This window comes from Terrihabitans rhizophilus (assembly GCF_033898525.1).
Lineage (GTDB): Bacteria > Pseudomonadota > Alphaproteobacteria > Rhizobiales > Methylopilaceae > Flaviflagellibacter > Flaviflagellibacter rhizophilus.
This window is the reverse complement of record NZ_JAXAFJ010000003.1, coordinates 331,276-347,338: the sequence shown is the minus strand read 5'-3', so window position 1 is coordinate 347,338 and position 16,063 is coordinate 331,276. Positions and strand designations below refer to the sequence as shown.

Genomic DNA, 16,063 nt, shown 5'->3' with positions numbered 1-16,063 from the left:
CGGACTACTTCTGCTTGCCGTCTTTCTTGGCCAGTTCGTCGAATTCCTTCGCGATCTGGTCCAGCGCGGCATCCGGCGCCTTCTGCTTTGCGACGGCCAGCGAAAGCTCGCGGCCCAGCACTTCCACGAATTGCGGCGTGTAGGTGAAGGTCGGGAAGTTGTGGCTTTCCAGCAGCAGCTTCTTCAGCTCGGGCATGTAGGGCGACTTGGCGATCACGTCCGGATCGTCGAACACGTCGGTGCGGGTGGGCGAGCCGCCGGCCAGCGCCCGCTTCTTGGCGATGTCCTTGGACTCCACCCATTTCAGGAAGGTCCATGCGGCGTCCGGGTTCGGGCTCGACTTCGGAATGGCCCAACCCCAGGCGCCGTTCAGGCTGCCGCCCTTGCCGGGCCCCTGGCCGGGCACCGCTGCGATCTCGACCTTGCCGACGACCTGCGACTTGGCCGGGTCATCCGCCGCCGCGCGGAAGAAGTTGTAGGTGATGTAGCTGTACGCCTTGCCCTGCGCGAAGACGTTGAACGCCTCGTCGAAGCCGAAGCTGGCTGCGCCGACGGGGCCGAACTTCTCGATGTTGGTGGCGTATTGCTCGATCGCCTTCTTGCCGGCCTCGCCCTTTACCGTGCTCTTCCAGTCGGAGCCCGCGAATTCGCCGCCGTTCGCGAACAGGTAGTTGGACCATTCCATCGCGATGGGATCGGGGCGCAGGCCCTGGTTCACCACGCCATAATTGCCGTCCTTGGTGAAGAACTCGACCTGCTTCAGGTATTCATCCCAGGTCTCGGGCTTCTTCAGCTCGGCGCCGTACTTTGCCTTGAACGCGGCCTTGTTGGCCTCGTCTTCCAGCAGATCCTTTCGGTACAGCATGCCCATGGCATAGTTGTAGAAGGGCAGCATATAGGTCTTGCCGTCGACCTTGCCGACCAGATCCAGCATCTTGGGCACGTAGACCGAGGTGTCGAACTTGTCCTTCTCGATGTACTTGTCGAGCGGCTGCATCCAGCCGGCCTTGGCGAACTCGCCGACCCAGTAGAAGTCCACCACGATGGCGGAATAGCTGCCCTTGCGGGCGACCATCTGTGGAACGAGCTTCGTGTGCATCTCCGCGTAGTTGATGACTTCGAGATTGACGGTGATGCCCGTCTCCTTCTCGAACTCGGGGATCAGCGCCTTCACATATTCGGTGTCCGGCACGCCCTCCATGAGGATGGAGACGGTTTCCGCATGCGCGGCGCCTCCCGCCAGCAGTCCTGACAAACACAACGAATACAGCAGCGTCTTCATCGGCTTCATCGTGCTCTCCTGTTGGTCGAACCGCGCGGGTGCGGTGGTTTACTTCAAGGCGCCGAGGGACAGCCCCTTGATCAGGTACTTCTGGAGGAACGGCAGCAGCACCAGCACCGGCGCGAGCGCCAGCAAAGTGGCGGCGGCCAGCGGCGCGATATTGACGCCGGCATGGGTTTCAAGGCTGGCGAGCCCGACCGCCAGGGTCTGGCTGCCATGGTCGCTGAGGATCAGCGCGTAGAGGAACTCGTTCCAGCTGAGGATGAAGCCCAGCAGGCCAGCCGCCAGAATGCCCGGCACAGCGACCGGAATGGTGATGCGGGTGAAGGCCTGCCAGCGCGTCGCGCCATCGGTGCGGGCAGCTTCCTCGAGCGAGCGGGTTTCGCCCTCGAAGAAGCTCACCATCATCCACGCCATGAAGGGAAGGTTGATGGCGATGTGGGCGATGATGATGGAGACATGCCCGCTCACCGGCAGCAGCGTGGTGAAGACGAGGAACAGGGGCAGCACCAGCACGATGGGCGGCAGCATCTGGCTGGCCAGCACGGCGATCAGCAGCGGCGAGCCGCCTGTGCGGAAGCGGGCCGCCGAATAGGCCATCATGGTGGCGGCGGGCAGCGACAGCGCCGTGGAAACGAAGGCGATGAACAGGCTGTTGGAGAACCAGGAGGTGAAGTCGTAGTTCGTGAACACCTCGACGTAATTGTCGAAGCTCACGCGCCCGATCTCGGGTGGAATCTTGTAGGCCGTCAGCTTGTCCGTCAGGCTGACCCTCAGCACCCAGAGCAACGGCAGGACGATCGCGGCGGAAAAGCCGATCAGGATCGCGTGCCGGAGGATGGTGCCGAGCCTTGGCATGGGCCTAGTCCATCCTCACGCCGCCGGTGACGTTGACGCCCTGCCCGGTCATGAAGCGGGAGGCGTCCGAGGCGAGGAACAGGACGACATCGGCGACGTCCTCCGGCTCCTCTATGCGGCCCAGCGGCGTCAGGGAGACATACTCCGCGAACACCGCCTCCGGCGTCATGTTTCGCAGTTCCGCCTCCCAAAGGATTTCGCGGTCCTGCATGGAGGTGCGCACGAAGCCGGGGCAGACGGCGTTCACGCGGATGCCGTGCGGCGCCATCTCGCGGGCCAGTCCCTGCGTCCAGCCCAGCACGGCGAACTTGGACGCCGAATAATGTGCCAGCAGCGGCGCGCCCACCTTCGCCGCCAAGGAAGCCGTGTTGACGATGACGCCCTTGCGCCCGGCGGCGAGGAAGCCGCGGCAGGCGATCTGGTTGGTCAGGAACACGCCGCGCGCGTTGACGTCGAAGTTGAAGTCCCAGTCCGCGTCGGTCAGGTCCAGCGCCGGACGCATGGACGAGACGCCGGCATTGGCGATGACGATGTCCAGGCCGCCCAGCGCGGCCTCCGCCTCGGCGAAGGCAGACTCGACCGATTGGCGCTTCGTGACGTCGACGGTGATGCCGACCCCGTCGGTCAATTCGAGGGCCAGGGCATCTGCCTTGGCGCGATCGATATCCGCCACAGCCACCCGCACGCCGGCCTTGTTCAGGGCACGCGCGATGGCAGCGCCGATGCCGGTTGCGCCACCCGTCACGATGGCGGTTTTTCCTGAGAGATCGAATACGCCGGACGTCATCGGAACCCCATTTCGATGCCGGATGCTTCCACGAATATGACCAAACTGCAACACGAAATCTCACATTCTTGTTGCGAGTATGTGCGGCTTTGTGCGACTTTCTTGGGCAGGGTTGATCGGGAACAAGCGTGAAGCCACAGGAAATCCCCACCGAAGAAGCTGCATCGAGCCGTGTTCCGGCGCAGGTGCGCCGTGGCCAGATCCTGGAGATCGCCACCCGTAACGGCTTCGTTTCGGTGTCCGGCATCGCCGAGACCCTCGGCGTCTCGGAGATGACCGTGCGGCGCGATCTGGAAGCCCTGCAGGAGCAGGGCCTCGTGGACCGCACCTTCGGAGGCGCCGTGCGGCGCGAGGTCTATGAAGCCGAGGAACCGGCCTTCGACCGCCGCCGCCGGGACCATGGCTCAGCCAAGGCCGCAATTGCCCGCGCAGCCGCCGCTTTGGTGAAGCCGCGCGAGACGGTGGGCGTCGACGTCGGCACCACGGCCCTCGCACTGGCCGAGGAACTGACGAGCCGCGCCGACCTGCGCCTCTTCACCAACAATCTGCGCGCCGCCATGCAGCTCGGCTCGGGCCGCAGTCCGGTCTATGTGCCGGGCGGGCAGGTGCGCGATGTGGAGATGTCCATCGTCGGAGCCGCCGCCGTGGCGCAGCTCCGCACCTATTTCCTCGACCGCGTGTTCATCGGCGTCTCCGGCATCACGGAGAAGGGCCTCTACGACTATTCCGTCGAGGACACGGAGGTGAAGCGCACCTTCATCGAGCAGGCGGAAGCCGTCGTCGTGCTGTGCGACAGCAGCAAGTTCGACCGCCGTTCGCTGGCCTTTGTCGGCGCGCTCGACGAGGTCGACGTGCTCATCACCGACAAGGCTCCCCCACCCCATCTCGCGGCGGCTCTCGAGGCTGCCAAGGTCCAGATCATCGTTGCAGGCGCGGCTCCGGCCGCCGACAGGAGGTAATCCCATGCCATTCGACTTCTTCGGTTCGCGCAAGAAGGGCGTCATCTCCATGGCGCATATCGGAGCACTCCCCGGCTCCCCGCTCTATGACGCCGATGGCGGCATGGAGAAACTGATCGACGGCGTGGTCTCGGACATCGAGAAGCTGCAGGCCGGCGGCGTCCACGCGATCATGTTCGGCAACGAGAACGACCGTCCGTATCAGTTCAAGGCCCCGCCGGAAGCGCTGGCCGCCATGACGGCGGTGGTGATGGCGGTGAAGCCGATGCTGAAGGTGCCCTTCGGCGTCAATTATCTGTGGGATCCGCAGGCCAGCGTGGCTCTTGCCTGCGCCACCGGCGCCAGCTTCGCCCGCGAGATCTTCACGGGCCTGTTCGCCTCCGACATGGGGCTGTGGCAGCCGAACGCCGCCGACGCGCTGCGCCTGCGCCGCAATCTCGGCCGCGACGACCTCAAGCTGCTGTTCAACATCAACGCCGAGTTCGCCTCCTCCATCGACACGCGGCCCATCGAGCTGCGCGCCAAGAGCGCGGTGTTCTCCTCGCTGGCCGACGCCATCCTCGTCTCCGGCCCGCTGACGGGCCAGCCCGCAGAAACCTCCGACCTGCGCAAGGTGCGCGAGGCGGTGCCGGACGTTCCGGTGTTCGCCAATACGGGCGTGCGCATCGAGAATGTGCGCGATGTGCTGGGCATCGCGGACGGCTGCGTCATCGGCACCCATTTCAAGGTCGACGGCAACACCTGGAACGCCGTGGATGCGGACCGCGTGAAGCGCTTCATGGACGTGGTGGAGACGCTGTCCTGACATGAGCACGCCCGCTTACGTCATCGGCCTCGACATCGGCACCACCTCGACCATCGCGATCCTGGTGGCCCTGCCGGACCGCGTGGTGTCCGTGGCCTCGCGCCCGGTGGTCCTGTCGTCGCCGCATGTGGGCTGGGCGGAAGAGGACCCCGGCGAATGGTGGGCCAATGCCGGCGATGTGCTGCGCGAGGTCATGGCCGCGGCGCCCGAGGCCCGCGAAAGCCTTGCCGGGATTTGCGTCACCGGAATGCTGCCGGCTGTCGTGCTGCTCGATGATGATGGACAGGTTCTGCGTCCCAGCATCCAGCAGAGCGACGGCCGCTGCGGCGCCGAGGTGGCGGAGTTGGCGTCGGAAGTGCCGGAGCGGGATTTTCTCGCCCGCACCGGCAACGGCATCAACCAGCAGCTCGTCGCGGCCAAGCTGCGCTGGATCGAGCGGCACGAGCCCGATGTGTTCGGCCGCATCGCAACGGTGTTCGGCTCCTATGACTACGTGAACTGGCGGCTCACCGGCGTGCGCGCCGTGGAGCACAATTGGGCGCTGGAAGCCGGCTTCGTCGATCTGGCGGACCACCAGATCAGCGACAGCCTTGTAACGCTGGCGCACATCCCCCGCTCTGCGGTGCCGGAGAAATATGTCTCGCACGCCGCGTTGGGCCATGTGGCGGCGGAAGCCGCCGCGCACACGGGCCTGCCGGAGGGTCTTCCTGTGTTCGGTGGCGCGGCCGACCACATCGCCTCCGCCTTCGCGGCCGGTCTCGTGGCGCCGGGCGACGTGCTGCTGAAGTTCGGCGGCGCGGGCGACATCATCGTCGTGTCGGACACCGTGAAGCCGGACCCTCGCCTGTTCCTCGATTACCATCTGGTGCCCGGCCTCTACGCGCCGAACGGCTGCATGGCCTCCTCCGGCTCCGCGCTGAACTGGCTGGGCGCGTTGCTGCGGCCCGATGCGGCGGGCGAGCGCCCGCACAAGGAGCTCGACCGGCTGGCCGAAGCCGTGCCCGCCGGCAGCGACGGCATGCTGTGCCTTCCCTACTTCCTCGGCGAGAAGACGCCGATCCATGATCCGCTGGCGCGCGGCACCTTCACCGGCGTCAGCCTCAGCCACGGCACCGGCCATTTCTGGCGCGCGCTGCTGGAAGCCGTAGCCTATGCGTTCCGCCACCATCTCGACGTGCTGAACGAGATCGGCCACCGCACCGAGCGGCTGTTCGCCTCCGATGGCGGTAGCAACAGCCGGGTGTGGATGCAGATCATGGCGGATGTCGCGGGCCGCCCCGTGCACACGCTGAAGGACCATCACGGCTCCAGCGTCGGCGCCGCGTGGGTGGCGGCCATCGGCTCCGGCCAGGACGTGCGCTGGGACGAGATCGGCCGCCTCGTCGGTTACGGCGAGGTGTTCGAGCCGAACCCCGCCAATGTCGCTGTCTACGAGAAGGGCTACAGCGACTTTAGAGCGCTCTACGAGACCCTGAAGCCCTTCTTCCATCGGGATGCCGCGCAATGACCCCGCTTGCGGTGGCCTGGGATATCGACGGCACGCTGCTGGACAGCGAGCCGGTCCACCTGGCCGCCCTCGTCGCGGTCTCCCAGCGCTATGGCCTCGATCTTTCCGGCGATCCCCCGGACCGATTCCTTGGGCAGCATCTCGGATCGGTCTGGACCGCACTGAAGCCCTCCTACCCCACCTCCCTGACGCAGGAGATCTGGGTTCAGGACATTCTCGGCGAATATTCGAGTCGCGCGCGTGATCTTGTCGTTATCGCGGAGATGCTCGACGCCATGCACGCCCTGCACAGGCTCGGCGTTCCACAGGCCTGCGTCTCGAATTCGGAACGCTTCATCGTGGACACGAACATCGACGTTCTGGGGATCGGCGACCTGATCCAGTTCTCGATCAGCCGCGATGACGTGTCCGCGGGCAAGCCCGACCCGGAACCCTACAGGCAGGCGTGCCTGCGCTTCGGCCTCCTGCCCTCGCAAGTGATCGCCGTGGAAGATAGCGACACCGGCGCATCATCGGCGATGGCTGCCGGGCTGCACCTCGTGCGCTTTCACCCGGAACGCACCACGACAGTGGCAGAGGAACTGCTCGGTCGGTTCGCTGCGACAGCAGGCTAGACGCAGCCTACGCCATTCGCCCGATTGCGGCTTTCGCAACACGCGCCGCACCCTCCAGCCAGCAAAATGGGAGACGAGAGATGTGGCGTGACATGGAGCCGGACGAGGTCGTCGAGGTCACCATCGCCGGCGGGCATAAGGTGGTCGCCTATTCCTTCGGCTCGGGACCGGAGGTGGTGTTCTGCCTCAACGGCGGACCCGGCCTGCCCTGCGATTACCTGCGGGACTCGCACTCCTGTCTTGTCGATCAGGGCTTCCGCGTCGTCGCATTCGATCAGCTGGGCACCGGCCGCTCCGACCGCCCGACAGACACCGCGCTCTGGACGATCGGGCGCTATGTTGAGGAGACCGAAGCGGTGCGGCAGGCGCTGGGCCTTGGCGCGGTACATCTTGTCGGACAGTCCTGGGGCGGCTGGCTCGCCATCGAATACGCCCTCACCCATCCGCACGCGGTCAAGACGCTAATCCTCGAGAACACTGCCGCCGACCTGCCGCATCTCGCTCGGGAGCTCGACCGGCTGCGCGGGGCGCTGGGCTCCGAGACGGTGGCCATGATGCTCGCCCACGAGGCCGATGGCAGCATCGATCATCCCGAATATCAGGCCGCCGTCACACTCCTGAACTACCGCCATGTCTGCCGGCTGCAGGAATGGCCGGCGCCGCTGAAGCGTTCCCTCGACGACTGGAACATGGGGCCATACGGCACGATGCAGGGGCCGAACGAGTTCCTCTACATCGGCAACCTGAAAGACTGGGACCGCACGGCGGACCTGCACCGCATCACGGTGCCTGTGCTGATCACGGTGGGTCTTCACGACGAGATCACACCCGCCTGCGCGGCCCGCATGAAGGCCGGCATGCCGCAGGCCGAACTCCACGTTTTCCCCAATTCCAGCCACATGCCGTTCTACGAGGAGCCTCACCTCTTCTACCCCATCCTCACAAACTTCCTTGAGCGCCATCGCAGCTAGTAGCGCATCACGTCGGGTTTTTTTGTTGCACTTGCCACATTTTTCGCGGCATTTACCACGAAGACGGCGGGAGGTGGCGGATGCTGTATGACGATGCGTTCCTGAGCCGGCTTGAAGGGGGATTGCGTGAAAAGCTCCCGTCCTGGGGGCTGGACGAGGCCTCCCCGCTACGGCTGCTCACGATCTCGGAGAACGCCACCTATCTGGCAGAGGATGAAGCACGCGGGCGCAAGGTCGTGTTCCGGGTGCACCGGCCCGCCTATCACAGCGAAGCCGAAATCCGCTCGGAACTGGCGTGGACGGAAGCGCTGCGAGCAGACGGTGTCGTGGACACGCCCCACCTCGTTCCGGCTCTCGATGGCACGCAACTCTGTTCCTTCGTGGATGGCGGGCAGACTCGTTTCGTCGCCGCCTTCGAGTTCATGAGCGGGCGAGAGCCCGACACCACGGATGATCTGGTGAAATGGTATGGCCGGCTCGGCGCCATCAACGCCACGCTGCACCACCACAGCCGCGCCTGGACGAGACCCGCCGGTTTCACCCGCAAGATCTGGGACACCGCCACCACCATTGGACCGGACGCCTATTGGGGCGACTGGCGAGACGGGCTCGGCCTGACCGAAGACGGACGCGCAGTGCTGGCGCGGACGGGCGCGCTGCTGGAGCGGCAGATCGCCGGCTATGGCCGCACATCGGAGAACTTCGGCCTCATCCATGCCGATATGCGCCCCGCCAATCTGCTGGTGGACGGCGAGCGCCTCGGCGTAATCGACTTCGACGATTGCGGCGAGAGCTGGTTCATGTTCGACTTCGCGGCAGCCGTGTCGTTCCAGGAATCCGAAAGCTACATCCCTGACCTGATGGCCGCATGGGTGGAGAACTATCGCCGTGTGGCCCCCCTCAGCGCGGCCGACGAGGCCATGCTGCCGGTTTTCGTCATGCTGCGGCGCATGCACCTGACGGCCTGGATTGCCTCGCACGCGGAGACGCCCACCGCGCAGTCCATGGGTGAGCCCTATACGGCTGCGACCGTCGACCTTGCCGACAGCTATCTCTCCACTCACGCCTGACGCGTCCGAGGCACCTGTGACCCAGATCAGCGAAATCCTGTCGCTCAACCGGTTCGATTCCAGCAAGGCCGAAGGGCTGGAGCCGGATGTCGCTTCCCTCGTGGCGCGGCGCGCATCCAGCTTCGGCGCGTCCTCGGTGCTGTTCTACGAGCAGCCGTTGCACATCGTGCGGGCAGAGGGCGTGTGGATGCATGACGCGCACGGCCGCAAGTTCATGGACGTCTACAACAATGTGCCGTCCGTCGGGCACTGCCACCCGCATGTGGTCGAGGCCATCGCCCGCCAGGCGGCAAAGCTCGCGACCAACACCCGCTATCTCTACGACAACGTGCACGATTATGCGGAGCGCCTGCTGGCGACCTTCCCGGCGGCTTTGAGCAATGTTGTGTTCACCTGCACCGGCAGCGAGAGCAACGACCTTGCCCTCCGCATGGCGAAGAAGTTCACCTGCGGCGGCGGCTTCATCGTCACGAACACCGCCTATCACGGCAACACGGAAGCGGTGATGGCGATCTCGCCCTCCTCCTTCCGCGACCGCGTCGTGCCGGCCCATGTGCGCACCGTGGCACCGCCGGATGGCTACACCGATCCGACTGGCGATGTCGGCGCGCGGTTCGCCGCCGACGTCCAAGCCGCCATTGCCGACCTTGAGGCGAACGGCATCCGCTTCGCCGCCCTGATCGTGGACTCGATTTTCTCGAGCGACGGGATCTTCGCCGACCCGCCGGGCTTCCTGAAGCCTGCGGTGGACGCGGTGCACGCAGCCGGAGGCGTGTTCATCGCCGACGAGGTCCAGCCGGGCTTCGGCCGCACCGGGCTGAACATGTGGGGCCACCAGCACCATGGCGTGGAGGCAGACATCGTCACCATGGGCAAGCCGATGGGCAATGGATTTCCCATGGGCGGGGTCGTCACCCGGCGGGAGATCCTCGATCCGTTCTGTCAGGAGACAGGCTACTTCAACACGTTCGGCGGAAATCCGGTGGCCGCCGCCGCAGGCATGGCCGTGCTGGACGTCATCGAAGGCGAGGGCCTGATGCGGAACGCGCATGAGGTGGGCGGGCATCTTCGTGCAGGGTTGCGCGCGCTGATGGCCGACTTTCCGGGCGTGGGCGATGTCCGCGGCGCGGGCCTGTTCACGGGCATGGAATTCAGCCGCCCGGGAACGCGCGAGCCGGACCGCGACACCGCCACCTATGTGATCAACGCCATGAAGACGCACGGCGTGCTGATCGGTGCGGCGGGCGCGCACGGCAACACCCTGAAGGTGCGCCCGCCGCTGTGTTTCAGCCGCGACAATGCCGAGCATTTCGTGGACGTGATGCGAACCGTGCTGGCGGCGCGCTGAGGTCCGTCAGGCCAACGCAACGCGAAGGCTGCGGGGCTGCCGCTTCCCCTCACCCCATCGCGTCGAGCGCACCGGGCGATTCCGGCAGGATCTGGCCGCCATCGACCACGATGGTCTGGCCTGTGACGTAGTTCGCTTCCTCGGAGGCGAAGTAGAGCGCCGCATTGGCAATGTCTTCGACCGAGCCCATCCGCTTCATCGGCACGCACGCTGCGGTCTGGGCGATATATTCCTCGCCGATGAGCTCCATGCCCTCGGTCAGGATATTGCCGGGCAGGACCGCATTCACCGTGATGCCGTAGGGCGCGAGTTCGATGGCCGCGGTGCGCATGAAGCCGAGTTGCCCCGCTTTGCTGGCCCCGTAATGCGACCAGCCGGGATAGCCTGTGATCGGCCCGGTGATGGATGAGGTGATGACGATGCGGCCCGCCGGGCTGCGCTTCAGGGCCGCAAGGCAGGCCTGAACCGCCAGGAACGTGCCCTTCAGATTGGTGTTCATCACGAGGTCGAAATCGGCCTCGGTCATGTCGGCCAGCTTGGCGGCGGGGAAGATGCCAGCATTGGCGCACAGCACATCCACGCTGCCATAGCGATCAAGCGCCGCGGCTGCCATGGCCGCGCACCCGTCCGCGCTCGACACATCGGCCGCGAAGCCGGAGGCATGCGGCCCGATCTCGGCCGCCACCAGATTGGCCTCGTCCAGCTTTCGCGACACGACAAGGACGTTCAGCCCCGCCTCTCCGAAACGCCGGGCGATGCCGCGCCCGATGCCCTTGCTGCCGCCCGTGACGATGACGGTGCGGCCCTGTAGCGACTTCAACATGTGACCCTCGGCGGTTTGGCACGATTTAAGCAAGGAGGCGGATGCAGCACGCACAAAGGCGCCTGACCACGCCCGACCATGCCGTACCAACAAAATGTTGTAAACCTGGCATCTTGATGCAAGACTTACAACATCGTGGGCGGAGCCGATGCTGGCCTGCACGGATCGGACTTGGAGACAGGCGATGAGAGGCTATTCCCGACGTAATGTCCTTCAGCTGATGGGTGCAGGCGCCGTCGCGCTCGGCGCGCCGCTGGCCGCCACGGGATCCGCCTTCGCAGCCCGCGAGAAGGAGCTGAACATCCTGTGCTGGGAAGGCTACAATTCGGCCGAGGTGCTCGACCCCTTCCGCAAGACTACGGGCGCCACCGTCAAGGCGGAGAGCCTGACCAACGATCCCACCATGATCAACCGCCTGCGCGCGGGTGAGACCGCCGTCTGGGATCTGATCAATGTGAACAATCCGTGGGCACGAAAGGTCATGCACCCGGCAGGCCTCATCAAGCCGCTGCCCAAGGCCGAGTTCGAGCCCTACTTCGAAAAGATGCTGCCGCAGTTCAAGCCGCCCTACCGCTGGGCCATGAGCGACGACGGCAAGGACCTGCTGGGCATGGCGCAGCGCTTCGGGCCCTACAGCTTCGTGGTGAACACCAAGAAGATCAGCCGCTCCACCGCCGAGGAGCAGGGCTGGGACCTGTTCAACGATCCCTCGCTTGCCGGCAAATACGGCATCCAGGAATCCGACGACTGGAACGTCTTCAACATCTTCCTCGTGGCGGGCATCGACCCGTTCAAGGAGCACACCCCCGAGGAGATGCAGAAGTTCAGCGACACGGCGGTGCGCATCTTCAAGGGCGCCAAGCTCGTGGGCGACATCGCCAGCATGAACCAGGCGCTGGTGGCCGGCGAAATCGACCTCCAGTTCACCGGCGGCACCTATTCCGTCTCCCCGGCGCGGGCCGATGGCTATCCCGAACTGCGCGCCATCACACCGCTGAAGGGGCCTCTCAACGGCAAGGGCGGACTGTCCTGGATCGAGATCACCTCCACGGTCAACAATCCCAATCTGTCGCCGATGGCTGTGGAGTTTCTGAAATACGTCCAGGCTCCCGATATCGCGCACAAGGTCGCCTTCGCGGAGGGCACCTTCAACCCGGTGTCGCAGATGGGCGATCCGAAGTGCTTCGGGCTGTTCACCAAGGAGGAGCTCGACGCCATCCAGTGGGACAGCCTGGAGGAGGAGATGTCCCGGTGCGCCGAGTACGACATCGTTCCCGACTACGACAAGGCACTCGACCTGATGACGGCCGCAAAGCGCCAGCGCGGCTGACGCGCCAAGGCCGGGGCAGCATGCGCCGCCCCGGCTCCCCGGAAGAGCAGTGGAACAGTCCAGTATGACCCTAGCCATGGCCGCACCGGATCCCGCCACCGTTGAGGCGGTGCCGGTCCCCACGCCGCGCCCCGTGCTGCAACTCGTCGGCGTGCGCAAGACCTTCGGCGCCTTCTCCGCGGTGGAGCGCATCGACCTCGACATCCGCGAGGGCGAGTTCCTGACGATCGTGGGGCCTTCCGGTTCCGGCAAGACCACGCTGCTGCGGATGCTGGCCGGCATGGAGGCGCCGAGCGAAGGCAACATTACCCTGCGCGGCGAGCTCATCAACGACCTGCCCGCCAACAAGCGCCCGACCTGCCTCGTCTTCCAGTCGCTGGCGCTGTTCCCCCACAAGACCGTGGGCCAGAACATCGAGTTTCCGCTGAAGGTGAAGGGCGTGCCGCCGGCGCAGCGCAAGGAGCGTGCGCTGGAACTGCTGCGCATGGTGCGGCTGCCGGAGGCCTATTACGGAAAGAACGTCATGAAATGCTCGGGCGGCGAGCGGCAGCGGGTCGCACTGGCACGCGCCTTCGCCTACGACCCGGACGTCCTGTTCTTCGACGAGCCTCTTTCCGCACTCGACTACAAGCTCAAGAAGGTGCTGGAGAAGGAGCTGAAGGATCTCCACAAGGAGAGCGGCAAGACCTTCATCTACATCACGCACTCCCTCGAGGAGGCCATGGTGATGTCGGACCGCATCGGGGTCATGCAGGCCGGGCGGCTGGTCCAGGTCGGCACGCCCGAGGAGATCTACACCCGTCCCGCCAACCGCTTCGTCTCGGAGTTCGTCGGCGAGGTGAACGTCGTCGGCGTCTCGCGTGAGGGCATGCGTTGGACCGCGGACGACAGCGGGCAGGAGATCAGGCTCGCTCTGCCCCGGCAGATGGCAGACGCCGCACGGGCGGCCGTGGTGATCCGTCCCGAGTTCATGCGCTTCGTGGACGCCGCCTCCACTGCCGACAACGTGCTTCGCGGCCGCATCTACAACGAATACTCGCTGGGCTCCCGCATCCAGTACCAGGTGCGTGTGGGCGAACGCACGGTGCTGCTGGAGCTCTCGCGTGCACAGGCCTGGCGCGGAGCCCCGGACGCCGACGTGCTTGTCGGCTGGGACGCCGCCGATGCCATCGTGGTCGAGGCCTGAAATGGCCGACATCGCGCTCGTGGATCACGCCTCGGCCGCCGGGGAGCAGCCGCCACGCTCGTTCGCCATCCCCGCGGGGCTGCGCTGCGCGAGCCCCGTCATCCTGTTCCTGCTGCTGGGCTTCGTGGCGCCGCTCGTCACCGTCGCGGCCTATGCATTCGCCACCCCGCGCAGCTTTGATGTCTTCCGCTCCTTCACCCTCGCCAACTTCGCCGAGATCCTCGACCCGGCGAACACCGTGTGGATGTCGTTCGCATGGGCGCTGGCCTTCGCCTTCGCCACCGTCGTGGTGCTGGCGGTGGTGGCGTATCCCATCGCCTATGGACTGAACCGGGTGTTCGGGCGCTGGGCAGGCTTCGTCAGCGTGCTGTTCGTCTTCCCGCTTTTCGTTTCGGAGAATGTGCGGCTCTACGGCTGGGTTCTGTTCTTCCTCAAGAACGGGGTGCTGGACGGCACGCTGAAGCTGCTCGGCTTCGCCGGCGGTCCCGAGGTGCTCTACACACCCGGCATCATCCTGTTCGGCATGGCCTATGTTTACCTGCCCTTCATGCTGTTCCCGATGACGCTTGGCCTCGCGATGGTGCCGCGCGACCTCGTGGACGCGGCGCGCGATCTCGGCGCGTCCCGCACGATGATCTGGCGCGAGATCGAACTGCCGCTCGCCATGCCGGGCATCCTCATCGGCATGCTGCTCACCTTCGTACTGGCGGCGGGTGCGGTGGCCGAGAGCAAGATCCTGGGCGGGCAGTCCGTCATCATGATCACGCACGATATCGAGATCGCCTTCACCTACGCGCAGAACTGGCCGCTCGGCTCGGCGCTGGCCGTCCTGCTGATGATCATCGTGAGCGGGCTGGCCTTGCTGGTGATGTCGAAGCTCGATCTCGACCGCATCCTCGGGCGCAGGTAACGACGATGGACACGCCCGGCGCACGCCGCACCCGCTTCTTCATCGCAGCCTGGACCGCCTTCGTCGTGCTGGTGGTCTATCTTCCCATTGTCTGCGGCGCGCTGGCGGGACTGTCGAAAGGCCGGTATTTCGCCTTTCCCGTCCGCGCCTTCACCGTGGAGTGGTGGCAGAAGACGAAGGACAGCTTCGAGATCGGCGTCCTGGTCCAGAACTCGCTGACGATCGCCGCCATCGTTACCGTGATCTCGGTGCTGCTCGCCTTCTTCGGCGCGCTGGCCTTCGCCCGCTACGACTGGAAGGGCCGGCGGCTCTACCAGAAGCTGATCCTGCTGCCGATCTTCTTCCCTCAGCCGGTGCTCGGGCTGGCATTGCTGCTGTGGTTCAACGCCATCGGCGTGATGCCAAGCTGGCAGACCGCCGCCATCGCGCATCTGGTCTGGATCGTGCCCGTGGTGACGCTCGTCATCGCCATCCAGGTCTACAGCTTCGATCCGGTGCTGGAGGAAGCGGCGTTCGATCTTGGCGCCAGCCGCCTGTTCATCCTCCGTGAGATCACGCTGCCCATCCTGTGGCCGGGAATCTGGTCGGGCGCCTTGTTCGCCTTCCTGCTCTCGTGGGGCAATTTCCCGCTCTCGCTCTACACGGCCGGCGCAGACTCCACGGTGCCGAAATGGCTCTATTCCAAGATGGTGGCGGGCTACTCGCCGATGGTGCCCGCGCTGGGAACGATGAGCACGCTGGCCGCCGCCGTCCTGCTCCTGACTGGCGGATTGGTCGTCATGCTGCTGCGGCGCCGCTCCGCCGCCACGCAGTAGGGTTCAGGCCACCACCACGTCCACGCCTTTCGGCACGATGCTGCGCGACAGGCCCTCGCTGAGCGGCCGATCCGTGACGAGATGGCCGATCTCGCGCCAGCCGGCGTAGCGCGCGGGGAAGATGCGGTCGAACTTGGAATGGTCAGCCACGATCACGGTGGTCGCCGCACGCTGGGTCATCGCCGCGTAGACGGCGCCGGCCTCGATCAGCGCGTCGGTCGGACCTTCTCCCGTCAGTCCGCTCGCGCCGAGGATGGCGAAATCGGCATAGAAGCTGCTGAGGAATGTAACGGTCTGCACGCCCACCGTCGCGCCTTCGGTCGCGTGGTAGTCGCCGGGCAGCATCAGGATCTTGATGGTGGGATTGATCGCCAGCACCGTCGCCACCCCGAAGGAATGCGTGATCACGGTGATGTTCTTGGTGATCGCCGCAATGCGCCGCGCCGTGTGCACCGTGGTGGAGCCGGAGCCGATCATCAGCACGTTGCCGGCCTTCACGAGATCGGCCGCCACCCGCCCGATGCGCTCGCGCTCCGCCACCAGCAGGCTGTGACGTTCCGTGACGTTCGGCTCGGTGGAGAGCGTCCGCACCGCGCCGCCATAGGTGCGGCTCAACAACCCCTGCCCCGTCATCTCGTCGAGGTCGCGCCGTATCGTTTCCGTCGAGACCTGCATTCGCGCTGCCAGTTCGGCGATGCGGAGGCTTGGGCTGCCATTGAGCTCGGCAAGGATCAGCGCCTGCCGCCGTGACTTGGCGGCCGTCATGCTGCGTCGGCGTTCTGTGTCGTCATCGCGCAA

Annotated in this window: 16 protein-coding genes; 11 read left to right on the top strand and 5 right to left on the bottom strand. The window is 65.7% G+C overall.

The genetic code is table 11. The features are described 5' to 3' along the window. Window positions 1-4 precede the first annotated feature (4 nt). Genes SCD90_RS07945 through SCD90_RS07935 form a run of 3 tightly spaced genes read right to left on the bottom strand, consistent with a single transcriptional unit; the run spans window position 5 to window position 2,927 of the window. The gene (locus SCD90_RS07945; RefSeq protein ID WP_319844112.1) at window positions 5-1,291 is read right to left on the bottom strand and encodes an ABC transporter substrate-binding protein; all 1,287 of its coding nucleotides are present in this window, start codon (window positions 1,289-1,291) and stop codon (window positions 5-7) included. Between the two features lie 39 nt (window positions 1,292-1,330). Then, window positions 1,331-2,140, bottom strand: coding sequence for a carbohydrate ABC transporter permease (locus SCD90_RS07940; RefSeq protein ID WP_319844111.1), 810 nt, complete (start codon window positions 2,138-2,140; stop codon window positions 1,331-1,333). A 4-nt stretch (window positions 2,141-2,144) separates the two neighbouring features. Continuing rightward, entirely contained in the window at window positions 2,145-2,927 is a 783-nt protein-coding gene (locus tag SCD90_RS07935) for an SDR family NAD(P)-dependent oxidoreductase (RefSeq protein WP_319844110.1), read from the bottom strand. A gap of 128 nt (window positions 2,928-3,055) precedes the next feature. On the opposite strand from SCD90_RS07935, the gene SCD90_RS07930 reads away from it, so the two are divergent. The 7 genes from SCD90_RS07930 (at window position 3,056) to SCD90_RS07900 (ending at window position 10,201) form a co-directional block, all read left to right on the top strand. After that, window positions 3,056-3,886: a DeoR/GlpR family DNA-binding transcription regulator gene (locus SCD90_RS07930; RefSeq protein WP_319844109.1), complete on the top strand. Its 831-nt coding sequence runs from the start codon at window positions 3,056-3,058 to the stop codon at window positions 3,884-3,886. 4 nt (window positions 3,887-3,890) lie between these two features. After that, window positions 3,891-4,691, top strand: a complete 801-nt coding sequence (locus SCD90_RS07925) for a BtpA/SgcQ family protein (protein WP_319844108.1) — start codon at window positions 3,891-3,893, stop codon at window positions 4,689-4,691. Window position 4,692: 1 nt separating this feature from the next. After that, window positions 4,693-6,198, top strand: a complete 1,506-nt coding sequence (locus tag SCD90_RS07920; RefSeq protein ID WP_319844107.1) for an FGGY-family carbohydrate kinase — start codon at window positions 4,693-4,695, stop codon at window positions 6,196-6,198. Beyond that, a complete protein-coding gene (locus SCD90_RS07915; protein WP_319844106.1) occupies window positions 6,195-6,812 on the top strand; it encodes an HAD family hydrolase in 618 nt (205 codons plus the stop codon). The genes SCD90_RS07920 and SCD90_RS07915 overlap by 4 nt, the downstream gene beginning before the upstream one ends. An 80-nt stretch (window positions 6,813-6,892) precedes the next feature. After that, a complete protein-coding gene (locus SCD90_RS07910) occupies window positions 6,893-7,783 on the top strand; it encodes a proline iminopeptidase-family hydrolase (RefSeq protein ID WP_319844105.1) in 891 nt (296 codons plus the stop codon). Between the two features lie 80 nt (window positions 7,784-7,863). Further along, complete coding sequence (locus tag SCD90_RS07905) at window positions 7,864-8,853, top strand: phosphotransferase enzyme family protein (RefSeq protein WP_319844104.1); 990 nt, start codon at window positions 7,864-7,866, stop codon at window positions 8,851-8,853. Window positions 8,854-8,869: 16 nt separating this feature from the next. Further along, on the top strand, window positions 8,870-10,201 hold the full coding sequence (locus SCD90_RS07900) for an aspartate aminotransferase family protein (RefSeq protein WP_425265657.1): 1,332 nt from the start codon (window positions 8,870-8,872) through the stop codon (window positions 10,199-10,201). Window positions 10,202-10,250: 49 nt separating this feature from the next. Here SCD90_RS07900 and fabG read toward each other — a convergent pair whose 3' ends face one another. Continuing rightward, window positions 10,251-11,024, bottom strand: coding sequence for a 3-oxoacyl-ACP reductase FabG (fabG, locus tag SCD90_RS07895; protein WP_319844103.1), 774 nt, complete (start codon window positions 11,022-11,024; stop codon window positions 10,251-10,253). 184 nt (window positions 11,025-11,208) lie between these two features. Between fabG and SCD90_RS07890 the strand changes: the two genes are divergently transcribed. The 4 genes from SCD90_RS07890 (at window position 11,209) to SCD90_RS07875 (ending at window position 15,265) form a co-directional block, all read left to right on the top strand. After that, window positions 11,209-12,354 carry an ABC transporter substrate-binding protein gene (locus tag SCD90_RS07890; protein WP_319844102.1) on the top strand — a complete coding sequence of 382 codons (1,146 nt, stop codon included), beginning with the start codon at window positions 11,209-11,211 and terminating at the stop codon, window positions 12,352-12,354. Window positions 12,355-12,418: 64 nt separating this feature from the next. After that, entirely contained in the window at window positions 12,419-13,540 is a 1,122-nt protein-coding gene (locus SCD90_RS07885; protein ID WP_319844101.1) for an ABC transporter ATP-binding protein, read from the top strand. A 1-nt stretch (window position 13,541) separates the two neighbouring features. Next, the gene (locus SCD90_RS07880; protein WP_319844100.1) at window positions 13,542-14,450 is read left to right on the top strand and encodes an ABC transporter permease; all 909 of its coding nucleotides are present in this window, start codon (window positions 13,542-13,544) and stop codon (window positions 14,448-14,450) included. Window positions 14,451-14,455: 5 nt separating this feature from the next. Next, on the top strand, window positions 14,456-15,265 hold the full coding sequence (locus tag SCD90_RS07875) for an ABC transporter permease (RefSeq protein ID WP_319844099.1): 810 nt from the start codon (window positions 14,456-14,458) through the stop codon (window positions 15,263-15,265). A gap of 3 nt (window positions 15,266-15,268) precedes the next feature. Here the strand turns inward: SCD90_RS07875 and SCD90_RS07870 are convergent, their stop codons facing one another. After that, window positions 15,269-16,030 (bottom strand): DeoR/GlpR family DNA-binding transcription regulator, encoded by a 762-nt coding sequence (locus SCD90_RS07870; protein ID WP_319844098.1) that lies wholly within the window; start codon window positions 16,028-16,030, stop codon window positions 15,269-15,271. Between the last annotated feature and the right edge of the window lie 33 nt (window positions 16,031-16,063).